The organism is Bacillus sp. OV166 (assembly GCF_900177675.1).
Lineage (GTDB): Bacteria > Bacillota > Bacilli > Bacillales > Cytobacillaceae > Neobacillus.
The window spans coordinates 5,568,280-5,580,989 of record NZ_FXWM01000001.1 but is presented as its reverse complement, the minus strand read 5'-3'; the positions used below and the strand labels follow the sequence as shown (position 1 = coordinate 5,580,989).

General features: G+C 38.9%; 15 protein-coding genes and 2 riboswitches. Of the genes, 14 read left to right on the top strand and 1 reads right to left on the bottom strand.

What is annotated here, in order from left to right; genetic code table 11:
• Positions 1–135 precede the first annotated feature (135 nt).
• The 5 genes from CCK98_RS27535 to CCK98_RS27515 all read left to right on the top strand — a co-directional run bounded on the left by CCK98_RS27535 (position 136) and on the right by CCK98_RS27515 (position 2,123).
• Positions 136–492, top strand: a complete 357-nt coding sequence (locus tag CCK98_RS27535) for an arsenate reductase family protein (protein WP_088089509.1) — start codon at positions 136–138, stop codon at positions 490–492.
• An 80-nt stretch (positions 493–572) separates the two neighbouring features.
• The gene (gene gcvH, locus CCK98_RS27530) at positions 573–956 is read left to right on the top strand and encodes a glycine cleavage system protein GcvH (RefSeq protein ID WP_088089508.1); all 384 of its coding nucleotides are present in this window, start codon (positions 573–575) and stop codon (positions 954–956) included.
• Between the two features lie 108 nt (positions 957–1,064).
• Positions 1,065–1,304 carry a YusG family protein gene (locus tag CCK98_RS27525; protein WP_088089507.1) on the top strand — a complete coding sequence of 80 codons (240 nt, stop codon included), beginning with the start codon at positions 1,065–1,067 and terminating at the stop codon, positions 1,302–1,304.
• Positions 1,305–1,450: 146 nt separating this feature from the next.
• Positions 1,451–1,807, top strand: a complete 357-nt coding sequence (locus CCK98_RS27520; RefSeq protein WP_088089506.1) for a toprim domain-containing protein — start codon at positions 1,451–1,453, stop codon at positions 1,805–1,807.
• A gap of 7 nt (positions 1,808–1,814) precedes the next feature.
• Complete coding sequence (locus tag CCK98_RS27515; protein WP_088089505.1) at positions 1,815–2,123, top strand: thioredoxin family protein; 309 nt, start codon at positions 1,815–1,817, stop codon at positions 2,121–2,123.
• Between the two features lie 334 nt (positions 2,124–2,457).
• On the opposite strand, the gene CCK98_RS27510 is transcribed toward CCK98_RS27515, so the two are convergent.
• Positions 2,458–3,384 carry a nuclease-related domain-containing protein gene (locus tag CCK98_RS27510; RefSeq protein WP_088089504.1) on the bottom strand — a complete coding sequence of 309 codons (927 nt, stop codon included), beginning with the start codon at positions 3,382–3,384 and terminating at the stop codon, positions 2,458–2,460.
• A gap of 240 nt (positions 3,385–3,624) precedes the next feature.
• On the opposite strand from CCK98_RS27510, the gene CCK98_RS27500 reads away from it, so the two are divergent.
• The 9 genes from CCK98_RS27500 to sufU all read left to right on the top strand — a co-directional run bounded on the left by CCK98_RS27500 (position 3,625) and on the right by sufU (position 12,678).
• On the top strand, positions 3,625–3,984 hold the full coding sequence (locus CCK98_RS27500; protein WP_179195944.1) for an SCP2 sterol-binding domain-containing protein: 360 nt from the start codon (positions 3,625–3,627) through the stop codon (positions 3,982–3,984).
• A 79-nt stretch (positions 3,985–4,063) separates the two neighbouring features.
• A riboswitch (SAM riboswitch) is annotated at positions 4,064–4,174 on the top strand.
• Positions 4,175–4,239: 65 nt separating this feature from the next.
• The gene (locus CCK98_RS27495; RefSeq protein WP_088089501.1) at positions 4,240–5,556 is read left to right on the top strand and encodes an O-acetylhomoserine aminocarboxypropyltransferase/cysteine synthase family protein; all 1,317 of its coding nucleotides are present in this window, start codon (positions 4,240–4,242) and stop codon (positions 5,554–5,556) included.
• Positions 5,557–5,689: 133 nt separating this feature from the next.
• A riboswitch (SAM riboswitch) is annotated at positions 5,690–5,799 on the top strand.
• Positions 5,800–5,963: 164 nt separating this feature from the next.
• Positions 5,964–6,989, top strand: coding sequence for a methionine ABC transporter ATP-binding protein (locus tag CCK98_RS27490; RefSeq protein WP_088089500.1), 1,026 nt, complete (start codon positions 5,964–5,966; stop codon positions 6,987–6,989).
• A complete protein-coding gene (locus CCK98_RS27485; protein ID WP_088089499.1) occupies positions 6,982–7,647 on the top strand; it encodes a methionine ABC transporter permease in 666 nt (221 codons plus the stop codon). The genes CCK98_RS27490 and CCK98_RS27485 overlap by 8 nt, the downstream gene beginning before the upstream one ends.
• A gap of 16 nt (positions 7,648–7,663) precedes the next feature.
• Positions 7,664–8,503, top strand: a complete 840-nt coding sequence (locus CCK98_RS27480; RefSeq protein WP_088089498.1) for a MetQ/NlpA family ABC transporter substrate-binding protein — start codon at positions 7,664–7,666, stop codon at positions 8,501–8,503.
• A gap of 395 nt (positions 8,504–8,898) precedes the next feature.
• Positions 8,899–9,684, top strand: a complete 786-nt coding sequence (gene sufC, locus CCK98_RS27475) for a Fe-S cluster assembly ATPase SufC (protein ID WP_088089497.1) — start codon at positions 8,899–8,901, stop codon at positions 9,682–9,684.
• A gap of 21 nt (positions 9,685–9,705) precedes the next feature.
• Positions 9,706–11,016 (top strand): Fe-S cluster assembly protein SufD, encoded by a 1,311-nt coding sequence (gene sufD, locus CCK98_RS27470; protein WP_088089496.1) that lies wholly within the window; start codon positions 9,706–9,708, stop codon positions 11,014–11,016.
• Positions 11,016–12,245 (top strand): cysteine desulfurase, encoded by a 1,230-nt coding sequence (locus tag CCK98_RS27465; RefSeq protein WP_088089495.1) that lies wholly within the window; start codon positions 11,016–11,018, stop codon positions 12,243–12,245. Before sufD ends, CCK98_RS27465 begins: the two co-directional genes overlap by 1 nt.
• Positions 12,235–12,678, top strand: a complete 444-nt coding sequence (gene sufU / locus CCK98_RS27460) for a Fe-S cluster assembly sulfur transfer protein SufU (RefSeq protein ID WP_088089494.1) — start codon at positions 12,235–12,237, stop codon at positions 12,676–12,678. Before CCK98_RS27465 ends, sufU begins: the two co-directional genes overlap by 11 nt.
• Positions 12,679–12,710: the final 32 nt, after the last annotated feature.

Below are 12,710 nucleotides of genomic sequence, written 5' to 3'. Positions count from 1 at the left end.
AGGAATTTTGAAAAATTAGTCGAATTTTTTTAAGTAGAACATATTTTTTGCATTAGGATTTTGAAAAACGTTATGATAATATTCAATTGACTCTAACAAGTCATTGATATTTAATAGGAAAAGGCGGTGAACTTGATGTCTCTGACGTTTTACTGGTATCCGAAATGCGGCACTTGTCGAAACGCGAAGAAATGGCTGGATGCCCATCAGCTTTCCTATGAAGAAGTACATATTGTTGAACATCCTCCAAGTCGTGAGGAATTGCAGGAATTTTATCAAAAAAGCGGACTGGAATTAAAGAAATTCTTTAACACAAGCGGTATGAAATATCGTGAATTAGGGATAAAGGATAAAATGAAGTCTGCAACAGATGAAGAACTGCTAGAATTACTGGCTTCCGATGGCATGTTAATTAAACGGCCGATTTTAACAGATGGTGAACGTGTCACCGTGGGCTTTAAAGAAGAAGAGTATGAAAAAATGTGGCAGTAAGCCTGCTCTTCCTTCATTACTAATGGGAATCGATTTATTTCGATGATAGATTTAAAAAAAAACAATGGAGGTTTTTTAAGATGAGTACACCAAAAGAATTACGGTATTCAGAAGAACATGAATGGGTAAAGGTTGAAGGGGAAAAAGTGCGTGTGGGGATTACTGCTTTTGCACAACATGAATTAGGAGATATCGTTTTCGTTGAACTTCCAGAAGTTGGCGATGAGTTATCTGCGGACGAACCATTTGGAAGTGTTGAATCTGTAAAAACTGTTTCTGAGCTTTACGCTCCAGTTAGTGGTAAAGTCGTTGAAGTAAATGAAGATTTAAGTGATAGCCCTGAGTTTGTCAACGAATCTCCTTATGAAAAAGCATGGATGATTGTCATTGAATTATCAGACAGCAGTGAACTAGATAAGCTCATGACGGCTGAACAATATGAAGAAATGACTAAAGAAGGCTAATTAATCACGAAAAAGCACCTTGTCAAGGTGCTTTTTCTCTTAATTTCCCACTTTTTCTTCTACTATTTTAGGGAACCTTATAATAAATATATTGAAGAGGGTGGGAGTATGACGTTAAAGCAGCAAAGAGTCGATGTTACCGATCGAGTGATTGGCAAAATGAATAATGGGGAAATGGAACTGTTTCTTGATAATACACCGATTGGAAAAATGAAGCTTTCAGATCACATGCAAGTAGAATTAGAGCATCATTTTGAAGTGGATCAACAAAAAATCTATCAACATGTCACAACAACAGAAAACCCAAATGCAAAATATACAGATTGTGATGATGGAGGATGGTGTTAACTAGGTAAATTTCACGTGAATTCTGAGGCAAATCCCTATTTTTAAAATGACAATAATGATAAAGTTAACATAGGCAGAAGAATACACACGTAATCAATATTTTAGAATATGTTAACATAAACAACTTCTAATACAGGTGATGGATGATGAATGATTCGTATGTTGACAAAGTTCTTATTGTCGAAGGAAAATCAGATAAAAATAAGGTCAAAAGAATTGTTAAGGAACCAGTAGAAATTATTTGTACCAATGGCACGATCAGTATCACAAAATTAGATGAACTAATTGAATTTCTTGAGGATAAGGATGTCTATATTCTTGTGGATGCCGACTCCTCAGGTGAAAAGCTTCGCAAACAGTTAAAACGAGAATTTCCACAAGCGGAACATTTGTATATTGACCGGATGTATCGTGAGGTGGCAACTGCGCCAGTGCACCATTTGGCAACCGTTCTAATAGGGGCGAATATCGATGTTCATACTGAATTTTTAGAAATGGGTTAAAAGATATATGAACGAATGGAATCGAACAGATTTATCTGCCTTTCTTGAAAAAAAGGCGACCGGGTTAGTCTATTTTTATACACCCATGTGCGGTACCTGTCAGGTAGCTTCAAAAATGCTGCAGGTCATTGAGCAACTAGTAGAGTTAGATATGGGAAAAATGAATTTAAATTTCTACCCAGACCTTGCTAGGGATTTTGCAATTGAAAGTGTCCCTTGCCTATTATTTGTTCAAGCCGGCAAGATAAAAGAAACCCTCTACGCTTTTCAATCAGTTCCATTTTTGCTTGAAAAAATAAAACAACATTTATCCTAAGCAGATGCGCAAAGTGCATCTGCTTTTAATTTCTTTTAACCCATAAACGATCACTGTGAAGAGTGCAGAGTGCCCATCGAGGTGAAAAAAGATCAGCAACGGTCACTGTGAAGAGTGCAGAGTACCCATCGAGGTGAAAAAAGATCAGCAACGGTCACTGTGAAGAGTGCAGAATGCCCATCGAGGTGAAAAAAGATCAGCAACGGTCACTGTGAAAAGTGCAGAGTGCCCGTCGAGGTGAAAAAAGATTAGCTAGGGTCACTGTGAAGAGTGCAGAGTGCCCGTCGAGGTGAAAAAAGATCAGCAACGGTCACTGTGAAGCGTGTCACTTGTGTTAAAAATGTCTTTGGTCATGTAAACTAATGAAACCAAATTCCTTCTTACCCTCAACACTATAATTTTGTTTTAAAATCCTTCTAATTGTTTTTTTAGACTCAACCACCTTACCCCATTCATGAACTAGATTTGTAGTGATTTTTATTTTAGGAAAAAGCAGCTTAATTTCCTCCACAACACGTAAAACGGCATGATCAATCACTTCGTGACAACCGCAATCCTCACACACAAGTTTATTATTTACAACAGTAGTCTTCAATGAGAGGCAGACCCGACAAATGTTACCTTTTTTTAATTTGCCATAGTCATATGGAGGTAACCTATCATAAGGTAATTCAATTTGATGCATCGAAACCAGTTGGTCAGCTAGCTTTTTGTGCATCCCATTTAATGTTGACGGTCTCCTATTTAAATTGTGCATAAAGCGAGGGAGCTGATTTGGGTAGATAATGGGTTCATTAAGTGGAGCTTTATAACAGGTGAAATGGGGGTTGATAAAAACTACATAAGCCTCAATAGGGATTCGATACCCAAGGCTTTCTAACAGCTGGCGGAGTAGGGATTCGCTTCGTTGTAGTTGGTGCAGGGGATTTTTGTATTCCTTTTTGGGTAGAGCATAGAATCGGTCACCTTCAAAATAAAAGTCACCTTCATAATTTTTTACTTCAAAAAGATAGAGCGGGTCTTGAGTAATCATCACTGTATCAAGTTGGAATTTACCATTACTAGTTTCCAGTAACAGGTCGTTTAGAATATAACTTGGACACTGAAGCTTCTCTGTCAATGAGTCAAACATAACTTCACCTTCAAATCCTTTCACAAGGTTACGAAAGCGAATTTTATCCTTTTCAGCTAATTTCATTCGCGAGTTTAGAAATCTTAAAATTTTAATTTCATCTGCTTCAATACGGTCTTTAAAACTCATAATCCACATCCCTTCGATTTCGAATCTAACTTCATTTTACAAAATGCTGCCGACAACCTTGATGTTATGTATGAATAAATTTCAACACTTTTCAAAAAAATCTCTCCAACCGACATATTTCTCAGGAAATCTCCGTAAATCCCCTCCAAAAGGTTGATAATTGTCGACCACTTTAAAGAGGATTTCATGCTCCGCTCCTGTATATTTAATATAAGAGAGCAGACCGGAGTGTGGTGGATTATGATAGAGATGCTGAAAAACTTTCAATTAGCAATCAAACAGCAAAGGCATGTTCTGCCGTTACTAGAACATATCGATTTGCGAGTGAATTTGGTTTGTGAACAAAATACTTTTCAGATTATCATAAAGAATGGAGAAATTTTCATACTTCATGATAGTGAAGAGACACGAACAATATCCGAAATCCGCGGTGACCTTAAGGCAATGAAACAACTACTTGAAGGGAAGGAACGGTTAAGGGCCCTTGAACAGAACGGCCAATTAAGTATTTCCGCTCCAATTCGTACCACATTATTGCTAGAATCCATCTTCTATTTGACAAAGGCACAGGAAAATTTTTCAAAAATTACAAATTTCTAATCAGAGCTATTGACTCGGAATTGAACTTACTGTAAAGTTTTAGGTGAATAATCAAATAATAAAGACAATTCAATAAACATTCTTATCGAGAGTGGCGGAGGGACTGACCCTATGAAGCCCGGCAACCGGTTTATAACACAATCACACGGTGCTAAATCCAGCAGAGCGGTGATGCTCTGAGAGATGAGGAGAGAGACCCCCTCTTCTTTGAAGCGGGGGTTTTGTTTGTTGAATTGCAAAAAAGGAGGAAGTAGTATGGGTGAAAATCAAAAGAAGTATCGTTTTGAAACATTGAGTGTTCATGGTGGATTGTCTCCGGATCCGGTAACGGGGGCTCGTGCCGTTCCGATTTATCAAAACAACGCCTATCAATTTAAGAATACAGAGCATGCGGCAAACCTATTTAGCTTAGCGGAACCTGGTTACATATACACACGCATTCACAACCCTACTACTACTGTTTTTGAAGAAAGAGTAGCATTATTGGAAGGCGGCGTTGGTGCCCTAGCAGTTGCTAGCGGTATGGCAGCGATTACCCTCGCCATTTTAAATATTGCTGAAGCTGGCGATGAAATCGTATCGGCATCAAATCTCTATGGCGGAACATATAATCTTTTTGCAGTGACTCTTCCAAAATACGGGATTAAAGTGAAATTTGTTGATCCTGAAAATCCGGAAAACTTCCGTGCGGCCATTACCGACAAAACAAAGGCTGTTTTCGCTGAAACGATTGGTAACCCAAGCCTTCGTGTACTTGATATTGAAAAAGTTGCCAATATTGCCCATGCCGCAGGTGTTCCATTAATTATTGATAACACCTTTGCCACTCCATACCTGTGCCGGCCAATTGAATATGGTGCCGATATTGTGGTTCATTCTGCCACCAAATGGCTCTTAGGAAATGGAACAACTACAGGTGGAGTTATAGTCGATGGTGGGAAGTTCGATTGGAATTCGCCGCGATTCCCTGGTTTTACAACGCCAGATGCCAGCTACCATGACCTGGTTTATGCCGAAGCCTTAGGTGCTATCGCCTTTATTATCAAAGCCCGTGTCCAATTGCTGCGTGACTTAGGACCGGCATTAAGTCCGCAAAATTCCTTCCAGTTTATCCTTGGTCTTGAAACACTGCATGTTCGCATGAAGGAGCATGTGGCTAATACAAAAGAAGTGGTGGAATATTTATCCAATCACCCTGCTGTGGAATGGGTATCTTATCCAGGACACCCATCACACCCAGATTATGAATTAGCCAAAAAGTACTTGCCAAAAGGTGCAGGTTCCATGGTTGTTTTCGGGATTAAAGGCGGTAAAGAAGCAGGAGCCAAATTAATCGATTCGATTACTCTATGGGCGCATGTTGCAAACGTTGGCGATGCAAAAAGTTTAATTATTCACCCAGCAAGCACCACCCATCAGCAATTAGATGCTGATGGCCTGAAAGCTGCAGGTGTAACAGAGGATTTGATTCGCCTTTCAATCGGTATCGAGAATGTTGAGGATTTAATCGAAGATCTCGAATCAGCTATTTTGGCTGCTACTGGTGTAATCTCATTCAAGGTAAATGCATAAAAGTTACCAAAACTTATTTTTCCGAATATGAAGTTATTTTCATTGACACCCCTTTTTATCCATGATACGATAACTTTCGTAATATAATTACTTAAACAAATTAACGTTTTAATTGAATATAGGATACTTGATGCTCTTATCAAGAGAGGTGGAGGGATGTGCCCGATGAAGCCCGGCAACCGTCAATATTTATTATTGAAATGGTGCCAATTCACACAAAGCGATTGCTTTGGGAGATGGGAGAAAGGATTATTTTTAATGATGCCTTTCTGCCTGCGCAGAAAGGCTTTTATTTTGTTAAAACAGAATCTTTTTGTTGAAAAAGTCAAACCCTATATTATTAAGCGGTATATTACAATACAAATCTTTCAGAATGTTAAGTAAATTGGATAGAAGCAGGTGATTCAATGATATCAATTAAAAATGTCCAGAAGATATTCCCTTCTAAACAAGGTCAGCTAAGAGCCGTCGATGATGTCAACCTGGAAATACAAGAGGGAGAAATATTCGGAGTGATTGGATACAGTGGTGCTGGTAAAAGTACCTTAATCCGAATGTTAAATGGATTAGAGCTGCCATCAGACGGAACTGTAACGGTAGCTGGCCGCGTTATTTCGAAAATCAAAGGCAGTGAGCTTCGAAAAGCACGCCAGGAAATCAGCATGATCTTCCAGCATTTTAACTTGCTATGGTCTAGGACGGTAAGTGAAAATATTGCGTTTCCACTTGAAATTGCAGGTGTAAATGGTTCACAAAGGAAAAAAAGAGTGGACGAACTAATTAAACTAGTAGGCCTTGAAGGAAGAGAAAATGCCTACCCATCCCAATTAAGCGGTGGGCAAAAGCAACGGGTAGGGATTGCCAGGGCACTCGCTAACAATCCAAAAGTGCTGCTTTGTGATGAAGCAACCTCGGCCCTTGACCCACAAACCACAGATTCCATTTTGGAGTTGTTAGTCGATATTAATAAACGACTAGGGTTAACCATTGTCCTCATTACACATGAAATGCATGTCATTCGTAAAATTTGTCACCGGGTTGCCGTCATGGAAAACGGTAGGGTTGTAGAGATTGGTCCGGTTTTAGATGTATTTAAAAATCCAGAACAGCCAATTACAAAGCGTTTTGTGCAGCAGGTGACGGAACCGGAAGAAACGAAGGAAACGATTGAACATTTACTTGAACGCTATCCGCATGGAAAAGTGGTTCAACTTTCATTTGTAGGGGAAACAACAGAACAACCATTAATCACAAACATCATCCGAGACTTTGATGTTATCGTAAATATTCTACAGGGGAAAATTTCCCACACGCAAACTGGATCATACGGAACATTATTTATCCACTTGGATGGGCAATCTAGTGAAATACAGAAAGCCATCGATTATATTCACTCACAGCAAGTAGGCGTGGAGGTGATCAGTAATGGCTAACCTTATGGAAATGGTAAATTGGGAACAATTATTAGAAGCAACACGTGAAACGATTTATATGACTTCCATTTCAGTGTTTGCAACCTTTATTTTAGGATTATTTCTTGGTCTGTTGTTGTTTTTAACAGATAAAGGTAATATCTGGGCTAATCGAGCTGTTAATGTTATTATTGCTGGATTTGTTAATATTTTCAGATCAATCCCCTTTATTATCTTAATTGTTTTATTAATTCCTTTTACAAAATTATTGCTTGGGACTATGCTCGGTGCGAATGCGGCACTACCAGCCCTAATTATTGGAGCAGCTCCTTTTTATGCACGAATGGTAGAAATAGCCCTTAGGGAAATCGATAAAGGTGTTATTGAGGCATCGCAATCGATGGGAGCAACACATGTTCATATCATTTTTAAAGTATTAATACCGGAATCTTTGCCGGCATTAATTTCAGGGATTACAGTCACAGCCATTTCTCTAGTCAGCTTTACAGCAATGGCCGGAGTCATTGGGGCTGGCGGACTTGGACATTTTGCTTACCTTGAAGGTTTTCAGCGTAATCGACCGATTGTCACCTTAGTTGCAACGATTGCGATATTAATTTTAGTTTTTATTATCCAATTTATTGGAGATTATTTTACAAAGAAAACAGATAAACGATAACAGGAGGGGTTAATTAATGAAAAAGGTATTTAGTTTGATTGTAATTTCGCTATTAGCATTTGCCTTAACAGCGTGCGCTGGTGCTAAAAACGATACAGGGGAAAAAGAAGGAAATGATGGTAACAAGAAATTAGTCGTTGGTGCATCTGCTGTACCGCATGCAGAAGTGCTAGAAGCGGCAAAACCTTTATTAAAGAAAAAAGGCATTGATCTAGAAGTAAAAGTTTTTCAAGATTATATCCTACCAAACGTAGCGTTAAGGGATAAAGAACTCGACGCTAATTATTTTCAAACACCAGGGTATTTAGACCTGCAAATGAAAGAAAATAAGGATTTTGATTTTGTGAGTGTTGGGGAAATTCATAAGGAACCAATCGGAATTTATTCTAAAAAATATAAAAGTTTAAAAGACCTTCCAAAAGGTGCAAAAATTATTATGAGTGATTCACTAAGTGACCATGGACGTATTTTACCTATTTTTGAAAAAGAAGGTTTAATTAAGCTTAAAAAAGGCGTTGGCGCGAATGCGAGAGTAGAGGATATTGTCGAAAATCCAAAGAATCTTGATTTCTCAACTTTAATTGAAGCAAAATTATTAGCATCTTCTTTCGAAAGCGGTGAAGGTGATGCGGTTGTCATTAATACGAACTACGCATTAGAAGGCGGTATTGACATCGGAAAATATGGAATTGCATTTGAAGGCAGTGATGTTGTTCCGGCAAACCTTGTTGTCGTTCGTTCTGAGGACAAAGACAAAGAAACTATCAAAACACTTGTCGAAGTCCTTCATTCTAAAGAAATCCAAGACTTCATTCTTGAAAAATACAAAGGTGCCGTTGTACCAGTTTCTGAATAAGGTTATAAATTAGGAAGAAAGTCAGTGTAGAAACACTGGCTTTTTCTCTGTAGTTGTGTCTAAAGATGGCATACATTTAAACAATGACGATGGGTAAAAATAGAGAGAACAATAGACCTGAATTCGCTTGGAAATGCTAAAAAAATGAGGTATGATTTTAATCGAGTGTCATTTCCATTAATAATAATATACTGAATTATCATTCAAAACACTCTAAATCCTCTTTTCATTCTCATTTGGTACAAGCTTAATGAAAATAGATGGACTGTTTTTACTGTTTAAGAGTTGCTAATACATTTCATTTGTTATAAGATTGGAATGAGAATAAAATGAGAATAGAGTTATAGAATAACTCAATCTACAAGAAACAACACTTTCTTTTCGGAGGTATAGATATGGCTGGATCAACTTTAACGATCAAAGATTTACATGTAGCAATTGATGGGAAAGAAATTTTAAAAGGTGTGAACCTTGAAATAAAGGGTGGAGAAATCCACGCAATCATGGGTCCAAACGGTACGGGTAAATCCACTTTATCTTCTGCAATTATGGGTCATCCAAAATATGAAGTGACAAGCGGAACAATCACTTTAGATGGACAAAATGTCCTGGATATGGAAGTAGATGAGCGTGCACGAGCTGGTCTATTCCTTGCAATGCAATACCCTAGTGAAATTAACGGCGTTACCAATGCCGATTTTTTACGTTCAGCACTTAATAGCCGTCTTGGTGAAGGGAATGAAATTTCATTAATGAAATTCATCCGCAAAATGGATAAGCAAATGGAATACCTTGAAATGGACCTTGATATGGCACAACGCTATTTAAACGAAGGCTTCTCCGGCGGTGAGAAAAAACGTAACGAAATCCTGCAATTAATGATGTTAGAACCGAAAATTGCAATCTTAGATGAAATTGACTCCGGACTAGATATCGATGCCTTGAAGGTAGTATCAAAGGGAATCAATCAAATGCGCGGCGAAGATTTTGGCTGCTTAGTTATTACACATTATCAACGACTTTTAAACTATATCACTCCAGACCATGTGCATGTGATGATGCAAGGCCGTGTTGTAAAATCCGGTGGAGCAGAATTGGCACAACGCTTAGAAGCTGAAGGATATGACTGGATCAAACAAGAGCTAGGAATTGAAGATGAAACAGTTGGGCAAGAAGCGTAAGAGAGGGTTAGGAGGATTACAATGACAACTGAAACCAAATTACCATTTGACAAGGACAATGTTCGCTCCTTTTCAAAAGAAACGAGCGAGCCTGCTTGGTTTGAAGAACTACGTCTAAAAGCATTAGCTGAGTTCGAACAACTGCCAATGCCAAGACCAGACAAAACAAAGATTGATAAGTGGAACTTCACCCAATTCTCACAACATACTGTAAAAAGTGCTCCCTATACTTCACTTGCTGAATTGCCAGAAGAAGTAAAAGCACTGATTGATGTGGATGCAGAGAATAATAATTTATATATTCAACGAAATCAAACTCCAGCCTTTTTATCTTTATCTGAAGAGCTAAAGAGTCAAGGCGTTATTTTTACAGATATTTTTACAGCTGCTAAAGAACATGGTGACTTATTGAAAAAGTATTATATGACACAAGCCATCAATGCCGATGAACATCGCTTAACCGCTCTAAATGCTGCACTAGTTAATGGCGGAGTTTTCTTATATATTCCAAAAAATGTAGAAGTCTCTGAACCAATCCATGCCATTTATGTGCATGATAATGATCAGGCGAACTTGTTTAATCATGTCATTGTCGTCGCTGAGGACAATAGCAAAGTAACCTATGTTGAAAACTACATTTCGACGATGGAAGTATCAACTACTGTTGCAAATATCTTGACGGAAGTCATTGTAAATACAAACGCGAAAGTTCAGTTTGGCGCAGTTGATACGCTTGCAAAAGGAATTACAACCTATGTAAATCGTCGTGGTGTTGTCGGAAGAGATGCACGAATTGAATGGGCATTAGGTTTAATGAATGAAGGAAATACAATTTCAGATAACACAACTAATTTGATCGGTGATGGCTCCTACGGTGATACAAAAACAGTCGTTGTTGGGCGTGGCGAGCAAACGCAAAACTTTACCACAAAGGTTGTACACTTTGGAAGAAATAGTGAAGGTTATATCTTAAAGCATGGTGTCATGAAGGACAGTGCTACCTCCATTTTTAATGGTATCGGAAAAATAGAACATGGTGCTTCTAAATCAAATGCGGAACAAGAATCACGCGTACTTATGCTAAGTGAAAAAGCACGCGGTGATGCTAACCCAATTCTTCTGATTGATGAAGATGATGTAACGGCAGGCCACGCTGCTTCTGTCGGACGTGTTGACCCTGTTCAGCTTTACTACTTGATGAGCCGCGGAATTCGTAAAGAAGAAGCAGAGCGCTTAGTTATTCATGGTTTCCTTGCACCGGTTGTGAATCAACTTCCAATTGAAGGAGTAAAGAAACAGTTAACTGAGGTAATTGAAAGGAAAGTACGCTAATGAATATCCAGGATATTCGTGCACAATTTCCAATCTTAGATCAAGAGGTCAATGGGAAGCCATTGGTATACTTGGATAGTTCTGCAACATCTCAAAAGCCGCTCCAAGTAATCGAGGCAATTGAAAAATATTATCGTGAAATCAATTCCAATGTCCATCGTGGTGTGCATACACTAGGAACAAGAGCAACAGATGCTTACGAAGGTGCAAGGGAAAAGGTTCGTAAGTTCATCAATGCCAAGTCCATTCAAGAAGTAATTTTTACCCGTGGAACGACAACGTCTTTGAATATTGTGGCTGCAAGCTATGCGGCAGCGAATTTAAAAGCAGGCGATGAAATCGTTATAACATATATGGAGCACCATAGTAATATCATTCCGTGGCAGCAAGTGGCCAGACGGACTGGAGCACAGTTGAAATACATTCCACTTCAAGAAGATGGAACGATTTTACTCGATGATGCACGTGCGACGATTACAGCAAATACCAAGGTTGTATCTGTCATGCAAGTATCAAACGTACTTGGCGTCATCAATCCGGTCAAAGAAATTGCTCAAATTGCACACGAGAATGGGGCCATCATGGTTGTAGACGGAGCGCAAAGTGCTCCGCATATGAGAATTGATGTTCAAGATTTAGATTGTGATTTTCTAGCTTTTTCAGGACATAAAATGTGCGGTCCGACCGGTATTGGTGTTCTTTATGGAAAAAAACATCTACTCGAAAACATGGAGCCAATCGAATTCGGCGGCGAAATGATTGATTTCGTGCAATTGTACGAATCAACTTGGAAAGAGCTGCCTTGGAAGTTTGAAGGCGGTACTCCAATCATTGCAGGCGCCATTGGTCTTGGGGCTGCTATCGACTTTTTAAATGAAGTAGGATTAGACCAAATTGCCGAACATGAACATAAACTTGCAGCATATGCTTTGGAAAAAATGTCTGCTGTAGACGGAATGACTATTTACGGTCCACTTGATGCAGCGAAGCGGGCAGGGCTAATCACTTTTAATCTAAGTGATGTTCATCCACATGATGTAGCAACGGTACTTGATGCAGAAGGTATTGCTGTTCGTGCCGGACATCATTGCGCTCAGCCGCTAATGAGATGGCTTAAAGCCTCCGCGACTGCACGTGCAAGTTTCTACTTGTATAATACGGAAGATGATATAGATAAACTTGTTGAAGGACTTGTTAAAACAAAGGAGTATTTCAGCGATGTCTTCTAATAATTTAGATACACTTTACCGTCAAGTGATTATGGATCATTATAAAAATCCCCGTAATCGCGGTGTTTTAGAGGATGGCAGCCATACTATTAATATGAATAACCCTACCTGTGGTGACCGTATTCAATTAACACTAAAAGTGGAGAATGGAATTGTGGTCGACGCAAAGCAAGAAGGGGAAGGCTGTTCGATTTCAATGTCATCTGCTTCGATGATGACGCAAGCGATTAAGGGGAAAAAAATCGAAGAAGCTTTAAAATTAGCAAAGATCTTTTCTGATATGATGCAGGGGATCGAATACGACGATGACGATCTTGATTTAGGTGATATTGAAGCACTTCAGGGTGTTTGTAAGTTTCCAGCCCGCATCAAATGTGCCACATTAGCGTGGAAGGCCATGGAAAAAGGTTTGAAAGAAGAGGAACAAGCATAAAATTAAGAAAACGCGGGTGGAGAGGGCAATGT